The sequence below is a fragment of the Glutamicibacter sp. FBE19 genome (assembly GCF_015524875.1).
In the GTDB taxonomy this organism is placed as follows: domain Bacteria; phylum Actinomycetota; class Actinomycetes; order Actinomycetales; family Micrococcaceae; genus Glutamicibacter; species Glutamicibacter halophytocola.
This window is the reverse complement of record NZ_JACKQN010000006.1, coordinates 14,928-30,158: the sequence shown is the minus strand read 5'-3', so window position 1 is coordinate 30,158 and position 15,231 is coordinate 14,928. Positions and strand designations below refer to the sequence as shown.

Genomic DNA, 15,231 nt, shown 5'->3' with positions numbered 1-15,231 from the left:
ACTCGCGACCTCAACCTTGGCAAGGTTGCGCTCTACCAGCTGAGCTATGACCGCATAATATTCAATTATTGTAGATTCATGGTCTGGTGAACCATAAGTCTGTGCGCGATACTGGGATCGAACCAGTGACCTCTTCCGTGTCAGGGAAGCGCGCTACCGCTGCGCCAATCGCGCTAAAAAGATCTGCAATCTTCATTGCGAGGTGGGGACGGGATTCGAACCCGCGTATACGGCTTTGCAGGCCGCTGCCTCGCCTCTCGGCCACCCCACCATACTGGCCGAAGCCAGAGTGACTAGTTTTACCTAGTCGGTGAATCTTTTTGCGAGCGGACAACGAGGTTCGAACTCGCGACCTCAACCTTGGCAAGGTTGCGCTCTACCAGCTGAGCTATGTCCGCAAAATGTGTTGTTATTTGAACGTTTCCGTTCTTTCCAACGAGTAAAAACTCTATACGAGTTTTCGCATCCGAACAAATCGAAACGCTGAGATCTGGTTCACAACGCTTAAAAACCGCGAATCTACGCGGAAAATTCATATTTCCGTCTCCACTAGGAGCGAAGCGGGGTAGCTGCATGCCATGATCGTGTGCATGACGTCTCCAAAATTAGCGACACAGACCGATTCGGGCCGCATGTACAGCCGAAAGGTCGGAGGTGAAGCGATTGTCCCATCCATCACCACAGTTATCGGCATGGACAATATGGATTTGTCAGGCTGGGCCGGATACATGGCCGCCAAGTCGCTCTCGGAAGACCACCGGCTGGCTCAGGCCCTGGGAGATGCGCGGCAACTGCGTTCGCTAGTGCGGGATTCGGCCAGTGCGGCTGAGGCCTACAGGGACCAGGCGGCCGCGCGCGGAGATCGCGTGCATAACTATGCCGAGGCTCGGGCATTGCAAGCGCTGGGGCAAGAACACGATCTCGCCGGGGCGCGGGCCGCGCTCGAAGCAAACAACGAGCTGGCCTACGCGCAGCACTTTGAAACCTGGTGGGCCGATTACAACGTTGAACCTCTGGCCGCGGAAGTCACGGTTTGGAATGACAGCGTGGGATATGCCGGGACCATCGACCTAGTAGCAAAGATCGGGGGCCGGGCATGCATCGTGGATTACAAGACAAAGACCTCAGACCGCGATGGTGTGGTCAAGCGTCCGGATGACAAGGTCATCATGCAGCTGGCCGCGGCGTGCAAAGCCGAGGAGCAGGTTGTCGACGCCGAGTCCGGCGAATGGAAGCCATGGAAATTTGGAACGGACACCATGCTGCTGGCTGTGGCCCTGGGCGACACCGGAACAAGGACGTTCATGGCGCCGGCGCCGGCCCTGCCGGACTATTGGGCAAAGTTCTACGCCTTGCGCCGCAATTGGGAAGCCACGCATAAGATCTCCCAAGCGCGAGCCACGCTGGCCGAAATCACGCCGCCAGCTCGATAAAGCCAAGCGCTGACCGCGTAGACTGGAACGGTTAGCTTTCAGCACGGCGAAACCTAATACCAACTGTCTACGGCAAAGAAGGTACCAGCGGATTATGGCGATTTTGGGAATTCGGATCATCGGAGACCCCGTTCTACGCACCCCAGCGCAGGAGGTGACCGACTTTGGCCCGGAGCTCCAGAAGCTCGTCGAAGATATGGATCAGACCATGGAAGACGTCCATGGCGCGGGTCTGGCAGCACCGCAGGTGGGCGTTTCACTGCGGGTGTTCACCTATCAAATCGGCGATGAACGCGGCCATATCGTCAACCCGGTTCTCGAATTGAGCGACGATTTCCAAGAGGACCAGGTCGAAGGCTGTCTATCCATTCCCGGGGTAGCCGCACCGGTGCCGCGCCGCCGCCATGTCAAAGCAACCGGTTTCGACAAGTTCGGCAATCCTGTTGCGCTGGAAGGCGCAGGCATGCTGGCCCGCTGCTTCCAGCACGAGACCGATCACCTGGACGGAATCCTCTTCCTGGATCGCCTCGCGCCTGAAGAGAAGAAAGCCGCCTGGCGCACACTGCGTTCAGCCAACTACTCGCAAACCGCCAACGCCACTGTGCAAAAACGCTCGGGCGCTCTCGGCTCCAGCTTCGGCGCAGGAATGGGGAAGTAGCTCATGAGGATCCTCTTTGCCGGCACGCCCCAAGTTGCCGTAACCTCCCTGGACTATCTGCACGAAGCAGGTTTTGAGATCGCGGCGGTGCTCACGCGCCCCGATGCGCCGCTGGGACGCAAGCGCGTGCTCACGCCCTCTCCCGTCGCTGCCCGGGCCGAAGAGCTGGGCCTGCCCATTATCAAGGCAGCGAAAATCACCGCTGAAACCACAGCGGAACTCCAGGCGCTGAACCTCGACGCCGCGGCGATCGTCGCCTACGGCGGACTGGTTCCAGAAACTGCATTGCAGGTCCCTGCCCACGGGTGGATCAACCTGCATTTCTCGTTGCTGCCGGCCTGGCGTGGTGCCGCTCCGGTCCAGCAGTCGATCATCCACGGGGACGACATCACCGGCGCGGTGACCTTCCAGCTGGAAACCGGACTGGATACCGGACCGGTTTTCGGGCAGGTCACCGAGAAGATCGGCGAGCTGGACACTGCTGGAATCATGCTGGAGCGGCTGAGCCATTCAGGTTCAACGCTGCTAGTCCAAACGCTGCAGGCACTGGATGCCGGGCAGGCCGTTGGCATCCCGCAGTCCGGTTCGCATACCTACGCCCCGAAGATTACCGATTCCGATGCGGAATTGGACTTCACCCGCCCTGCGACGGAAATCAGGCGTCGCGCCCACGGAACCACTCCGTTCCCTGGGGCCTGGGTGAAGCTCGAGGACCAGCGCTTCAAGTTCGGCCCGCTGCGCGAGTGCCGCGAGGTCGGCGATCTGGAGCCTGGCGAAGTGCGCATCGAACCGGGCAAGCAGCCCAAGGTGCTGATCGGCACCGCAACCTGGGCGCTTGAACCCACAGAAATCCAGCCTCCGGGCAAAAAAATGATGAAGGCCTCCGACTGGGCACGTGGCGTGCTCACCCAGGGAACGAAAGTGAGCTTCGCATGAGCGGGCAGGAACCACGCGGTGGATACCGCGACAATGAGCCACGACGCGATGCGCAGGGACGAACCCGCAATCGCGGCCAATCCGGTCCGCGCAAATATTCGCAATCGGCTCCCGGGCAGCGCAAGCGCCAGGCGGACCCGGCGCGACTGGTCGCCTTCAAGGTTCTGCGCGAAGTATCAGCTTCGGATGCCTACGCGAACCTGGTGCTGCCCAAGATGATCCGCGAGTTCCAGCTCGATCGGCGCGACGCCGGATTTGCGACCGAACTGGCCTACGGGGCACTGCGTGGCCAGGGTTTTTACGACGCGATCTTGAGCACCTTGGTGGATCGTCCGCTGGCCGAGCTTGACCCGGCCATTTTGGATGCCTTGCGCTTGGGCGCCCACCAGCTGCTGGCCATGCGCGTACCGAAGCATGCGGCCCTGGATGAGACGGTCTCCCTGGCTCGTGCCCAAATCGGCGCGGGCCCCTCCGGCCTGATCAATGCGGTGCTGCGCCGAGTATCCGCGCAGGAAGCCGAACAGTGGATCGCGCAGCTGGCTGACGCAGCCAGCTCCGAATCCGAGAGGCTCTCGATCGAGCATTCGCACCCGGACTGGATTGTTCGCGCCTTGCGCGGCGCATTGATCGCCCATGGCCGCGATGGCTCGGAAATTGAAGCGCTGCTTCAAGCCGACAATTTGGCGCCACTGGTAAACCTTGTCGCCCTCCCCGGCCTGGGCGATCTCTCCGGGGCGCTGGAGGCAGGGGCCGAGCCAGGCACTCTTGTGGCCGATTCAGCCACGTACAAGCATGGCGATGTCGCTCGTGTTCCAGGTGTCAAGGAAGGCACGGTGCGGGTCCAGGACGCCGGCAGCCAGGTCATGGCCCGCGCCTTGGCCAGCATCGCGCTGCCCGACGCCGGCGAGGACCGCTACTGGTTGGACCTCTGTGCCGGTCCCGGCGGCAAGGCGGCGTTGCTCGGTGCCATCGCGGTACAGCGCGATGCACGGCTCACCGCCAACGAGCCAACCGCCCACCGTGCGCGCCTGGTTGCCAATTCCCTGGATGCTGTCCCGCACGACTACTGGATGCTCACCGAGGAAGACGGCCGGAAATTCGGTGGCGAAGACTACGCGGGGGACTACGACCGCATCATGGTCGATGCTCCCTGCTCGGGCCTGGGCGCGCTGCGCCGCCGTCCGGAGTCGCGCTGGCGCAAGGCCCCGCGTGACATCCCGGAGCTTACGGCATTGCAGGGGGAATTGCTGGACGCGGCCTTCAACGCGGTGCGCGTGGGCGGTGTGGTCGGCTTCGTGACCTGTTCACCGCACCAGGCCGAAACCCGCCTGGTCGTCGAGGACTTCCTCAAGCGGCACGAGAACGCCGCGCTGCTGGACACCGGTGCCGCCGTGTCTAATGTGGTCTACCCGCAAACGCCGGCTGCGGGCCACGCTCTGGGCGAGGGCAGCACCGCGCAGCTGTGGCCGCATGTGCACGGCACCGATGCCATGTTCATGGCGATCCTGACCAAAAAAGCCTAGCCAAGCACGTACCTTCCAAGGAGCACCTATGCGCAATGCACGGATCCATCCTTCGATCCTGTCCGCCGACTTTGCCAACCTCGCCAGCGAGCTGGAGCGGATCCACACCGCCGATGGCGTGCATGTGGACGTCATGGACAACCACTTTGTCCCGAACCTGACGCTCGGGCTGCCCGTGGTGGAGGCCTTGCAGAAAGCCAGCAAGCTACCCATCGACGTGCACCTCATGATTGAAAATGCCGATCGCTGGGCTCCTGAGTACGCGCAGCTTGGCGTGGACTCGGTGACTTTCCACGTGGAGGCCTCGGCTGCTCCGATCCGCTTGGCCCGCGAGCTGCGTTCGGCCGGCGCCAAGGCCGCCATGGCATTGCGCCCAGCGACCCCGATCGAGCCCTACCTGGATATGCTCGGCGAACTGGACATGGTATTGCTGATGACCGTCGAGCCGGGCTTCGGCGGCCAGAAGTTCCTGGATCTGGTGCTGCCCAAGATCCAGCGCGCCCGAGCGGCCATCGAAGGCAGCGGCAAGCCGATCGCGCTGCAGGTCGACGGCGGCATCTCGCGCGACACCATTCTGCGCGCAGCTGAAGCCGGCGCCGATGTGTTTGTGGCCGGATCGGCGGTGTACTCCGCTCCGGAACCATCGGTCGAGGTTGATGTATTACGCAATCTTGCACTCGGCGGTCATTAAACCCGGCCAAAGTGTGCCAGAATAATTTGTAGTAAACACGAATACGTGCTCCGGGGTCGGTGAAAGTCCGAACCGGCGGTGATAGTCCGCGACCCGCAGCCAAGGCCACAAGCCGAGGATGCGGTTGAACTGGTGAAATTCCGGTACCGACAGTTAAAGTCTGGATGGGAGAAGCACGAATTTGATTTGCCTATTGGCACCGCCGATGGCCCTGAACAGGGCTATCTTCTAGAGCGGAGCCACAGGCCCATCAAATGCACACCCCCGGAGCCGCCGCTTCGAGAAGGGTGGAATGATGGATTTCCTGCGGTGGCTCATTGAAGCTTTCAACTCGCAAATTGCGATCGGCTCGTCGGCACTTTTGGTGCGCGAAGTAGTTGGCAATATTTTCGGCCTCGCCAGTGCCGTCGGCGGCATGCGCCGCAAGGTCTGGGCCTGGCCGCTGGGCATCATCGGCAATCTCCTGCTGCTCACGGTATTCCTCGGCAGCCTCTTTGATACCGGATACACCGCGAATCTCTGGGGCCAGGCCGGCCGCCAAATCATGTTCATCGCCGTATCAGTCTTCGGCTGGTACCGCTGGAAGCAGGCGAAAAACGGGACCGGCCATGCGGTCACCCCGCAGTGGGCTTCGAACAAAACCCGCCTGGCGCTGGCCGCTGTTCTGCTGCTGGGCACGGTAGCGCTCACCCCGCTGTTCCGCGTGCTCGGATCCTACGAGCCGGTCTGGGCCGATGCCTGGACCTTCGTCGGCTCCCTTCTGGCCACCTATGGCATGGCCAAGGGATGGGTGGAGTTCTGGCTGATCTGGGTGGCCGTTGATGCGGTCGGCGTCCCGCTGCTCTTCTCCGCCGGCTACTACGCCAGCGCGTTCATGTACCTGTTCTATGGCGCCTTCACGCTGGTCGGATTCTTCGTCTGGGCCAAGTCCAAACGCGACGCGAAACCCCAGATCGAAATCGAACTGCCCGACCCGACGATCTCGCAGCAGCGCTAGGAGGCGAGCGAACAATGGTGACAACCCAACAACTGGACGCGGCACTGGGCACCGCGCTGGAAACCGCCGGACGCGGGCATCGCGGGGCAAATCCGCTGGTCGGCGCCTGCATTTTGGATGGCGACGGGAACTTGATCGCAACCGGATACCACCTCGGTGCCGGCCACCCGCATGCCGAGGTCGACGCCTTGCGCCGGCTGGGAAAATTGGATCCGGCCACCGCCGGCAAACTGACCATGGTCGTCACCCTGGAACCGTGCAACCACACCGGCCGCACCGGTCCGTGCGCCAAGGCGATCGCTGATGCCGGAATCGGGCAGGTGCACTATGCGGTGAGCGACCGGACCGCCGCCAGCGGGGGCGCGCAGTACCTGCGAAGCCGCGGAATCCCTGCGACCCAGTTTGCCGATGACGCCGCAGCCCGCGCCCTGAACCATCGCTGGTTCCTGTCCAAGGAGCAGGACCGCCCCTTCATCACGGTGAAGCTGGCGCAGTCCTTGGATGCGCGAATCAACGCCCCGGATGGCACCAGCCAGTGGATCACCTCCCCGGAATCCCGCAACCATGCCCATGGGCTTCGAGCCCGCGTGGACGGGATCCTGATCGGCACCAACACCGCGGTGATCGACAACCCCCGGCTCAGCGCCCGCACCCGCGATGGCCAGCTGCACGGCAAACAGCCCTACCGGCTGGTGATGGGGCAGCGCGAACTGCCCGAGTCCCTGGCGCTGGCAGAAGGCGATGGCTGGGAGCAAATCAACACCCACGACGTGCACACGGTGATCAGACGCGCGAACGAACTGGGGCTGGGCCACCTGCTGATCGAAGGCGGCGCCACGGTGGCCTCGGCGTTCATCGAAGCCGACCTGGCTGACGAGCTGTACTGCTATCAAGCACCGTTGCTGATTGGCGCCGGCAGCTCTTCGGTCAATCTGCCCACCACGACCCTGGGCCAGGCCCATCGCTATCGGCTGGATTCCTCCAGCAACGAATCGCTGGTCCGGCTCGGCGATGACATCATGCTGCATCTTGAACCACTGCCCAGCGCCTAGCGCGAACCCACCAAGAATTTATCGAGGAGAAACCATGTTTACCGGAATCGTTACCGGCCAGGGAATCATCGAGGGGATCGAAACCGTTCCCGATCAGGACCTGGCCATATTGACCCTCAGCGCGCCAGGGCACACCGAGAACCTGGGCCTGGGCGGATCGCTGGCCGTGAACGGCGTCTGCCTGACCGCCACCGAGCTGCAGGGGGAGATGCTCAGCGTCGACGTCATGGGCGAAACCCTGCGGCGGACCACCACCGGGTCGCTGGCCGCCGGCGATCGCGTGAACCTGGAGCGCTGCACCCAAGCCGGCGCCCGGCTTGACGGCCACGTCGTGCAAGGCCACGTGGATACGGTGGGCGAAGTGCTCGAACGGGTCGATCACGGTCAATGGACTACCTTCCGCATTTCGCTCGACGACCAGTACGCGCCGCTGGCCGCAGAAAAGGGCTCTATTGCGCTGGACGGCATCTCGCTGACCATCACCGGTGTCTCGCCGGCCAGCGCCACCGGCTCGCACTGGGTAGAAGTGGGCATCATCCCGATCACCCTGGCCGAAACCACCATGGGCACCCGCCAGGTGGGAGACAAGATCAATATCGAGGTGGACGTGCTGGCCAAGTACGTCGCCCGCCTGAATGAATTCGGTGGTGCGCGGTAATGGGCTCCTCAACGCTTGATCCGATCCCGGTTGCGCTGGCCGCGCTGGCCGCGGGCCGCGCCGTCGTTGTCGTAGATGACGAGGACCGCGAAAACGAAGGCGATATCATTTTCGCCGCCCAGCATGCCACCAGTGCGCTGATGGCCTTCACCATCCGCTACACCTCCGGGGTCATCTGCGTTCCCCTCGAGGCCAAGCGGGCCGACGCGCTGGGGCTCAGCCCGATGGTCGGCATCAACCAGGACGCCAAGGGCACGGCCTTCACCATCACCTGCGATGCCGCCGAAGGCATCACCACCGGAATTTCCGCCGCTGACCGCGCGCTGACAACCCGCCTGCTGGCCGACCCTGCCACAGTGCCCGCCCAGCTTTCGCGCCCCGGGCACATCTTCCCGCTGCGCGCCGCCGCGGGGGGAGTGCTGCAGCGACGGGGGCACACCGAGGCCGCGGTGGACCTGTGCCGCGCTGCCGGCCTGGAGCCGGCCGGCGTGATCGGCGAGATCACCAAGGACGACGGCGAGATGATGCGCCTGGACGATTTGCGGGTTTTCGCGGCCGAACATGATCTGCCGTTGATCTCCATCGACGATCTGGCCCGCTGGCGCCGTGTCAACGACGAGATCGAGCTGACGGATCCGATCAAATTGCCGACCGCTTTTGGCGACTTCACCGCCCGGGCCGCCACTGCCGAAGGCAACGAGCACATGGTGCTCAGCCACGAAGGCCCCGGCGGAAGCGCTCCAAGCAATCTGGTGCGCATCCACTCGGAGTGCCTGACCGGCGATATCTTCGGTTCCTACCGATGCGACTGCGGCGAGCAATTGCACGCGTCGATGGAGCAGATTGCGGCCGAAGGCGGGCATGTCATCTATATTCGCGGCCATGAAGGCCGCGGCATCGGACTGGCCAACAAGCTGCGCGCCTACGCGCTGCAAGAATCCGGGATGGATACCCTGGACGCCAACTTGCATCTGGGCTTCCCGGCCGACGCACGGGAGTATTTCGCGGTGGCTGCGATCCTCAAGGCCATGGGGCTGGATGCCATCCGCCTGCTGAGCAACAACCCGGATAAGCAGGAGCAGCTGACCAACGCGGGGATCACGGTGGACGAACTGGTAGGACTGCGCATTGCACCGCGCGAGCAAAACTCCGCCTACCTGCACACCAAGCAGGCGCGCTTCGGCCACCACCTGGATCTCCCCGACGAGCAGCTGTCCGATTCCGAAGCCGACGCCTACCACGGCGCCTAGAACCACCACTACACAGGGAGCAAATGCATGAGCAAGCACGGAGCGCCAACGGATGTTGCCGATCAGCTGGAATCGCTGGCCGGCACCGGCAAGTTCAACGGACTCAAGGTTGCGATCGTTGCAGCCAGCTGGCATGAGGTGATCATGACCGGCCTGATCGATGGCGCGCAGCGCGCCGCCAAGGACGCTGGACTGGAGGCGAACACCACCCTCATCCGGGTGCCGGGCACCTTCGAACTGCCGGTAGCCGCAGCCAGCCTGGCCGGCGACTACGACGCGATCATCGCCTTGGGCGTGGTCATTCGCGGCGGAACCCCGCACTTCGACTACGTCTGCCTGGCGGCGACCAACGGCTTAACCAGTGTGAGTGTCGACACCAAAACCCCCATCGGGTTCGGCGTGCTCACGTGCGATAACGAGGAGCAGGGCCTTGACCGCGCTGGCTTGGAAAACTCCAGCGAAGACAAGGGCTACGAGGCCTATTCTGCGGCGGTCATGACCGTCGCTGCCTTGGCCTAGCCCATCAGGCGACCCGTCACAAAGAGCCACCTGAATGCAGGTGCTGCCAAGAAAAACGCTAGGATTGATTCCGTGAAAACTTTTGACGAGCTCTTCAGCGAATTGTCGCTCAAGGCACAGCAACGCCCGGAAGGCTCTCGCACCGTCACCGAACTCGACTCTGGTGTCCATGGCATCGGTAAAAAAGTTGTCGAGGAAGCCGCCGAGGTTTGGATGGCTGCGGAGTACGAATCCGACGAGGCAGCAGCAGAGGAAATCTCCCAGCTGCTCTACCACCTTCAGGTTCTCATGATCGCCAAGGGCATGACCTTGGCCGACGTTTACAAGCATCTATAGCCGTCGCGGCACTGCGCTCGGATCACCCGCGATCCGAGCGCAGGCATCGCACGGCAGTAACAACGGCCAAAGAAAATAATCCTTGGCGCTTGTTTATGGCTGAACGCCGCAGCGCCACACTGACGAAATGAGTCAACAATGCTCCGCGTAGCCCTACCCAACAAGGGTGCCCTGTCTGAAATCGCTTCCACCATGTTCAAGGAAGCAGGCTACCTCCAGCGCCGCGATTCGCGCGAACTGGTCCTGGTCGACGAAGAGAACCAGGTTGAATTCTTCTATCTGCGCCCGCGCGACATCGCCGTCTATGTAGGCCGAGGCATCCTCGACGTGGGAATCACCGGTCGTGACCTCTACCTCGACGCCGACGTGGACGATGACGTTGAAGAGCAGCTGTCCCTGGGCATCGGCAAATCCGCCTTCCGCTTCGCTGCCCCGATCGGCGCGTTCAACGACGCCAAGCAGCTCAACGGAAAGCGCATTGCCACCAGCTATGACATCCTGCTGCGCCACTATCTCCAGAAGTCCGGCATCGAAGCTTCGATCGTCCGTCTTGATGGCGCCATCGAATCCTCTGTTCGACTAGGCGTGGCGGATGCCATCGCCGATGTCGTGGAAACCGGCAACACCATCAAGGCCGCCGGCATGGAGATCTTCGGCGATCCGCTGTTGCAATCCGAAGCCGTATTGATTGGCCGTGTTGACCACAAGCCGGCCGGCCTCGACGTGTTGATCCGTCGCCTCAACGGCGTACTGGTCGCCCGACAGTACGTCATGCTCGACTACGACGTGCGTCGCGAACAAGCCGAAGAGGCTTGCGCCTTGACTCCAGGCCTGGAGTCGCCAACTGTTTCGGATCTTGCCAACTCGGATTGGGTTGCTGTCCGCGCGATGGTGAAGAAGTCGCAAACCAACAACATCATGGACGAACTTTACGACGTGGGTGCGCGAGCCATTCTGGTCAGCCAAATCCACGCCTGCCGTATCTAGTAGACAAGGAATCTACCTTCGATGAGCGTTGCTATTCGTGTTATTCCTTGTCTCGATGTTGATGCTGGCCGCGTTGTCAAGGGCGTCAACTTTGAGGGCCTTCGCGATGCCGGCGACCCGGTGGAACTGGCTCGTCGCTATAACGAAGCCGGTGCCGACGAGCTGACCTTCCTGGATGTCACCGCATCAAGTGCCGACCGCGAAACGACCTACGAGGTTGTTCGGCAAACCGCAGAGGAAGTTTTCATCCCGCTGACCGTCGGCGGGGGAGTGCGAGCCGCAGAAGACGTTGATCGTTTGCTGCGCAACGGTGCAGACAAGGCGTCGATCAATACCGCTGCGGTCACCCGGCCAGAGGTAATCAACGAAATCACCGAGCGCTTCGGTTCCCAGGTACTAGTGCTCTCGGTTGATGCTCGTCGCACGGCTGATCCGTCGATCGCATCAGGCTACGAAGTCACCACCCACGGTGGCCGGACCGGAACCGGCATGTGCGCCGTTGCCTGGGCCAAGGAAGCTGCCGAGCGTGGTGTAGGTGAAATCCTGCTCAACTCGATTGACGCCGATGGCACCAAGGACGGGTTCGATCTGGAAATGATTCGTGCGGTTCGCGCCGCCGTGTCGGTACCGTTGATCGCCTCCGGTGGTGCTGGGAAGCCAGAAGATTTCCCTCCAGCGATTGCAGCTGGTGCGGATGCCGTTCTAGCGGCTTCCATTTTCCACTTTGGACCCAAGGACATGATCGCCCAGGTGAAGCAAGCGATCCGAGACGCCGGTTATCCGGTTCGCTAGTTCATCAACTGAGATGGCCCGACACTTCGGTGTCGGGCCATCTCAGTTGAATTCAGTCATTGGCGATGAGTTCCTTCTTGGTTCTCCAGACGTCGATTGGCAGGGTATTGCTCGGAACTGCTGCTTGTCCGGGAATTGCTTGCCATGGTCCTCCATCAACGCTGAATTCGCCGCGGTACAAGGTCGTCACCTTGACACCGAATTTGCCTGTCTCTGAGTAAGAGTGGCTGGTCGGGGTCTCGTCGTGCAAAGTATGCGACGGCATAGCCTCGCCTGGGAAGCTCAGATTTCTCGTGGCCCCGTCTCCGTAGTTCCAATTCCATTGGATCGGTATAGCCTTGATACGCACGTCGGACCCGGACAAGTTGGATTTGAATTCCTGCGTGTCCTTGCTGGCCCAGAAGTGCGTGTGCCCGTTGCGCAAAGAGAACTTATTAGGTGCACTCTGAATTGAGGACCCCATGATCGGGTAGGTACGGAACTTTTCCGGAGTGACTACTATTCGTCGCTCGGTTTTGACCAGTTCTTTGGGTACCTTCGGAGGTTTCGGATCTCCTGGACAGTAAATCTGACGCGATAAATATTTGCCTTCCTGCGAATAGACTTGAAGAACTATAGGGTAAGTCCCATCAGAACAGGGTTTAATATCGGGATTGCTATCGCATCCCTTGATCGTTTCGAGTCCTGGGACGCATATGTCATAACTTCTTATTTTGAACCGCGGACGAGGTTTATCGTGATCAATCTGAACAGAATCATCTTTTAGTGGTTCCTTGTACCACTTCTCAATTTCTTGTTGTATCTGTTTATCTCTTTGCTCTTGCTCGGTTTTTACCTTGTCTTTGTTGCATTTTTCAATAATCTGGTTTGGATCGACTCGAGGTGTATATTTGCTGCACGCCACTTCGCCAGTTTCGGCAGCGGTGTTTGTGACAAGCGCAAATCCAGTGATAATCACTTGAACTAAAACTAGCGCTAATGATCGACGGTACATTTACGACTCACCGGAAATCGCGTCGACTTGCCACCGTCCGTTATAAACAAGGTCCAGTATCATTTCTTGTTGACCTGTTTTCTCGAACTCGCTATCGATTTTGTTCGGCTCTCGATACACGGTGCTAGCACTAATCCAATATTTGATGGTTACCGAAGCTCTATCCTTCGTAGGCTTATACGAATCCATCACTTTTCCATGGTGTTTACCGCCGACTTGCCAGACACCTAATTTTCGTCCAAGTGCAGCAGCATCAATTAGCGCCTCTCCACAGTATTCGCATTGTCTTGTCGTCACCGGTTTAATGGGTTCAGCGTTGTTAGTTTCTACTACAAAATTTATGAGTTCCAGATAGTACTCGGCGAAGGCAGCGGCGCCACTCTCAGTGTTTTTCGTTGCTTCGCTTGTCATATCGGGGACTGGGACATTGCGCGCGGGCCCATTGGCAGTAGCAGGGTGGTACTTTTTTGCCTTTGGGGTATGGGTGGTTGTTGAAGTTCGGCTACTTGCACTCGACTCAGTTGCAGTTGCTGATTGATTCGATTGCGGATTGTCACTGGTTTCTGAAACGCAACCGCACAAAGATAGCGCTAGAACTGAAGTTATTACGACGAAATCTTTCGCGTACATGATCGGTCTCCAACGGTGAGATGATTTCCGTTTTGCGACATCCTATGCCCTCTACCCCGAATTTGGGAGGATCATTCAGAAATGTGGGTATCGATCGGTGGAATAGATTTTCACGGTTGTGTTTCCCGTAACGGGCGCAGAATGGGATTAGCGGCGTCGTGAACGGGCGTTACAAGGTCGTTGAATCGGAGGGTGTACCTATCACAGGGCTTGCGAGTGACGCTTGCCTTGAGAGGAATCGTTCTGATCGTGATGTGCGTGAGTTGAATCTTCAAATGATTCAATAAATGTGCGTTGAGGAAGTCGACTATCCAATTGCATCGCACGCATAGGCCAGCGATTGAGGTTGGGACTACTCTCGTTCGGCTAAACCCAAGTCGCGAAAATAGTTGTTAGTGGCCAGAGCGCTGCTTCTGGCTGTTGAATGCTCGGACTACTAGGCGACGTGTGTCTTGGGCGAAATTGGGGTAAATTTTCACTCAAAACCTCACATCAATCTGCGAGCCTTAGAACCCGGGCTTGAAGCCTTTGACGATTTCCAGGGCGGTCTCTCCGCCTTCAAAAAGCACGAGGCTCTGATCGATGCGCCCGAAACCGTAGAGCATCAATTCAGTGACCGGACCAGTGATCGACACGGCGTTTGGTGCCTTTTTCGCTACGTGCCGCTGGCCGTCCGGGCGGGTCAAGATGATTCCGACGGGAGCCTTGCGGAAGAGGACGCGCGACATGCGAGTCAGGGACTGCCAAAGAAGCTCCGTATATTCCTTGTCCAAAACGCGCGGAGCCCACTGTGCACGGGCACGCCGGACATCCTCGGTGTGGATGAAGTACTCGGAGAGGTTTGCTGCCTGATCGAACTTGTCGATGACAAACGGAGAGTACTTTGCCGGACCCGAACGGAAAGTGCGGATGAGCGAGGCATAGCGTTCAGGGGACTGCGCCGCATTGGCGAGCTCATTGACCTTGGCCTCGAGCTTCTTGGACAGGGGCTTGAAAACCACGCCCGCGGCAAGGATCGATCGCTCGCGCACAACAAGGTGCGCGGCAAGATGACGGGTTTGCCACCCGTCGCAAAGAGTGTCAGCGGTAGGACCTGCGGCAAGCAAGGTCTCGGCCAACGCGAGTCTGGAAGCCTGAACTAAGTGCATCACTTCTGAAAGTAGCACGGCGCGCGCACTGATTACTGCAATGCGCGGGCAGTGTCGCCCATGTCCTGGGGAGCTTTGGCGAGCAGTACGTCACAGGTCAATGAAACCGGGCTAAAACCAGTATGCTAAAGGAGATGTCTACTTCTAACGACGGCTCGAATTTGAGCCCCGAAACCCCAGGCCTGGATCCAGCCATTGCCGATCGGCTCAAGCGTGATGGCAATGGGCTGGTCGCCGCGATCGCGCAGCAATACGACACGGGCAAGGTACTGATGCTCGGCTGGATGGACGACGAGGCGCTGCACCGCACCTTGACCACGGGACGGGTGACCTTCTACTCGCGCTCCCGGCAGGAATATTGGCGCAAAGGCGATACCTCTGGCCACTTCCAGTTCGTCAAGTCAGTCGCTTTGGACTGCGATGGCGACGCATTGCTGGTGCAGGTGGACCAGGTGGGGGCAGCATGCCACACCGGGACCGAGACCTGCTTTACCGATCGCCAGCTGCCAGCTGCGATCGGCAATCGCCCCGAATAGCACTTTCCAAATTTCTGGCCGCCTGGATGGGCAGGCCGGAATTTGATGCTTCCTGCACGGGATTGACCGCGCGGGATCAACACGTAGAAGA

17 protein-coding genes, 3 tRNA genes and 1 riboswitch are annotated in these 15,231 nt (G+C 60.2%); of the genes, 14 read left to right on the top strand and 6 right to left on the bottom strand.

Annotated features, from left to right (window positions below; translation table 11 throughout):
- Positions 1-102: 102 nt before the first annotated feature.
- The 3 genes from H6F58_RS10990 to H6F58_RS10980 form a co-directional block, all read right to left on the bottom strand.
- Positions 103-174 (bottom strand) — tRNA-Val (locus H6F58_RS10990).
- 26 nt (positions 175-200) lie between these two features.
- Positions 201-271: transfer RNA gene (locus H6F58_RS10985), tRNA-Cys, on the bottom strand.
- A 54-nt stretch (positions 272-325) separates the two neighbouring features.
- Positions 326-398, bottom strand: a tRNA-Gly gene (locus H6F58_RS10980).
- A gap of 192 nt (positions 399-590) precedes the next feature.
- Here H6F58_RS10980 and H6F58_RS10975 point away from each other — a divergent pair.
- From H6F58_RS10975 to hisF, 13 genes are all read left to right on the top strand, one after another.
- A complete protein-coding gene (locus tag H6F58_RS10975; RefSeq protein ID WP_244652550.1) occupies positions 591-1,433 on the top strand; it encodes a PD-(D/E)XK nuclease family protein in 843 nt (280 codons plus the stop codon).
- Positions 1,434-1,527: 94 nt separating this feature from the next.
- Entirely contained in the window at positions 1,528-2,091 is a 564-nt protein-coding gene (gene def, locus H6F58_RS10970) for a peptide deformylase (protein ID WP_171919274.1), read from the top strand.
- Positions 2,092-2,094: 3 nt separating this feature from the next.
- Positions 2,095-3,027, top strand: coding sequence for a methionyl-tRNA formyltransferase (fmt, locus tag H6F58_RS10965; protein WP_146275337.1), 933 nt, complete (start codon positions 2,095-2,097; stop codon positions 3,025-3,027).
- The gene (locus H6F58_RS10960) at positions 3,024-4,550 is read left to right on the top strand and encodes a transcription antitermination factor NusB (protein WP_171919273.1); all 1,527 of its coding nucleotides are present in this window, start codon (positions 3,024-3,026) and stop codon (positions 4,548-4,550) included. The genes fmt and H6F58_RS10960 overlap by 4 nt, the downstream gene beginning before the upstream one ends.
- Before the next feature lie 28 nt (positions 4,551-4,578).
- On the top strand, positions 4,579-5,241 hold the full coding sequence (rpe, locus tag H6F58_RS10955) for a ribulose-phosphate 3-epimerase (RefSeq protein ID WP_060701899.1): 663 nt from the start codon (positions 4,579-4,581) through the stop codon (positions 5,239-5,241).
- A 42-nt stretch (positions 5,242-5,283) separates the two neighbouring features.
- Positions 5,284-5,421: riboswitch (FMN riboswitch) on the top strand.
- 115 nt (positions 5,422-5,536) lie between these two features.
- The gene (gene pnuC / locus H6F58_RS10950; RefSeq protein ID WP_060701898.1) at positions 5,537-6,238 is read left to right on the top strand and encodes a nicotinamide riboside transporter PnuC; all 702 of its coding nucleotides are present in this window, start codon (positions 5,537-5,539) and stop codon (positions 6,236-6,238) included.
- A 14-nt stretch (positions 6,239-6,252) separates the two neighbouring features.
- On the top strand, positions 6,253-7,290 hold the full coding sequence (ribD, locus tag H6F58_RS10945; protein ID WP_171919229.1) for a bifunctional diaminohydroxyphosphoribosylaminopyrimidine deaminase/5-amino-6-(5-phosphoribosylamino)uracil reductase RibD: 1,038 nt from the start codon (positions 6,253-6,255) through the stop codon (positions 7,288-7,290).
- Between the two features lie 34 nt (positions 7,291-7,324).
- Positions 7,325-7,948: a riboflavin synthase gene (locus tag H6F58_RS10940; RefSeq protein WP_171919228.1), complete on the top strand. Its 624-nt coding sequence runs from the start codon at positions 7,325-7,327 to the stop codon at positions 7,946-7,948.
- Entirely contained in the window at positions 7,948-9,198 is a 1,251-nt protein-coding gene (gene ribB / locus H6F58_RS10935; protein WP_171919227.1) for a 3,4-dihydroxy-2-butanone-4-phosphate synthase, read from the top strand. The genes H6F58_RS10940 and ribB overlap by 1 nt, the downstream gene beginning before the upstream one ends.
- A 27-nt stretch (positions 9,199-9,225) precedes the next feature.
- Entirely contained in the window at positions 9,226-9,717 is a 492-nt protein-coding gene (gene ribH / locus H6F58_RS10930) for a 6,7-dimethyl-8-ribityllumazine synthase (protein WP_171919226.1), read from the top strand.
- Between the two features lie 72 nt (positions 9,718-9,789).
- A complete protein-coding gene (locus tag H6F58_RS10925) occupies positions 9,790-10,053 on the top strand; it encodes a phosphoribosyl-ATP diphosphatase (protein ID WP_058254586.1) in 264 nt (87 codons plus the stop codon).
- Positions 10,054-10,191: 138 nt separating this feature from the next.
- Complete coding sequence (gene hisG, locus H6F58_RS10920) at positions 10,192-11,040, top strand: ATP phosphoribosyltransferase (RefSeq protein ID WP_060701894.1); 849 nt, start codon at positions 10,192-10,194, stop codon at positions 11,038-11,040.
- A 21-nt stretch (positions 11,041-11,061) separates the two neighbouring features.
- Positions 11,062-11,832, top strand: a complete 771-nt coding sequence (hisF, locus tag H6F58_RS10915) for an imidazole glycerol phosphate synthase subunit HisF (protein ID WP_060701893.1) — start codon at positions 11,062-11,064, stop codon at positions 11,830-11,832.
- 52 nt (positions 11,833-11,884) lie between these two features.
- On the opposite strand, the gene H6F58_RS10910 is transcribed toward hisF, so the two are convergent.
- From H6F58_RS10910 to H6F58_RS10900, 3 genes are all read right to left on the bottom strand, one after another.
- Complete coding sequence (locus H6F58_RS10910) at positions 11,885-12,790, bottom strand: hypothetical protein (protein WP_171919225.1); 906 nt, start codon at positions 12,788-12,790, stop codon at positions 11,885-11,887.
- A 36-nt stretch (positions 12,791-12,826) separates the two neighbouring features.
- Positions 12,827-13,456, bottom strand: a complete 630-nt coding sequence (locus H6F58_RS10905; protein WP_195181763.1) for a DUF6318 family protein — start codon at positions 13,454-13,456, stop codon at positions 12,827-12,829.
- 506 nt (positions 13,457-13,962) lie between these two features.
- Positions 13,963-14,604, bottom strand: a complete 642-nt coding sequence (locus tag H6F58_RS10900) for a TIGR03085 family metal-binding protein (protein ID WP_075972476.1) — start codon at positions 14,602-14,604, stop codon at positions 13,963-13,965.
- A 134-nt stretch (positions 14,605-14,738) separates the two neighbouring features.
- Between H6F58_RS10900 and hisI the strand changes: the two genes are divergently transcribed.
- On the top strand, positions 14,739-15,140 hold the full coding sequence (gene hisI, locus H6F58_RS10895; RefSeq protein WP_060701889.1) for a phosphoribosyl-AMP cyclohydrolase: 402 nt from the start codon (positions 14,739-14,741) through the stop codon (positions 15,138-15,140).
- Positions 15,141-15,231: the final 91 nt, after the last annotated feature.

Coding starts and splice junctions, on each gene's coding strand:
- H6F58_RS10960 (WP_171919273.1), top strand. CDS start 3,024: ATGAGCGGGCAGGAACCACGCGGTGGATACCGCGACAATGAGCCACGA.
- H6F58_RS10975 (WP_244652550.1), top strand. CDS start 591: ATGACGTCTCCAAAATTAGCGACACAGACCGATTCGGGCCGCATGTAC.
- rpe (WP_060701899.1), top strand. CDS start 4,579: ATGCGCAATGCACGGATCCATCCTTCGATCCTGTCCGCCGACTTTGCC.
- H6F58_RS10905 (WP_195181763.1), bottom strand. CDS start 13,456: ATGTACGCGAAAGATTTCGTCGTAATAACTTCAGTTCTAGCGCTATCT.
- ribD (WP_171919229.1), top strand. CDS start 6,253: ATGGTGACAACCCAACAACTGGACGCGGCACTGGGCACCGCGCTGGAA.
- H6F58_RS10940 (WP_171919228.1), top strand. CDS start 7,325: ATGTTTACCGGAATCGTTACCGGCCAGGGAATCATCGAGGGGATCGAA.
- ribB (WP_171919227.1), top strand. CDS start 7,948: ATGGGCTCCTCAACGCTTGATCCGATCCCGGTTGCGCTGGCCGCGCTG.
- fmt (WP_146275337.1), top strand. CDS start 2,095: ATGAGGATCCTCTTTGCCGGCACGCCCCAAGTTGCCGTAACCTCCCTG.
- def (WP_171919274.1), top strand. CDS start 1,528: ATGGCGATTTTGGGAATTCGGATCATCGGAGACCCCGTTCTACGCACC.
- hisI (WP_060701889.1), top strand. CDS start 14,739: ATGTCTACTTCTAACGACGGCTCGAATTTGAGCCCCGAAACCCCAGGC.
- ribH (WP_171919226.1), top strand. CDS start 9,226: ATGAGCAAGCACGGAGCGCCAACGGATGTTGCCGATCAGCTGGAATCG.
- hisF (WP_060701893.1), top strand. CDS start 11,062: ATGAGCGTTGCTATTCGTGTTATTCCTTGTCTCGATGTTGATGCTGGC.
- hisG (WP_060701894.1), top strand. CDS start 10,192: ATGCTCCGCGTAGCCCTACCCAACAAGGGTGCCCTGTCTGAAATCGCT.
- pnuC (WP_060701898.1), top strand. CDS start 5,537: ATGGATTTCCTGCGGTGGCTCATTGAAGCTTTCAACTCGCAAATTGCG.
- H6F58_RS10900 (WP_075972476.1), bottom strand. CDS start 14,604: ATGCACTTAGTTCAGGCTTCCAGACTCGCGTTGGCCGAGACCTTGCTT.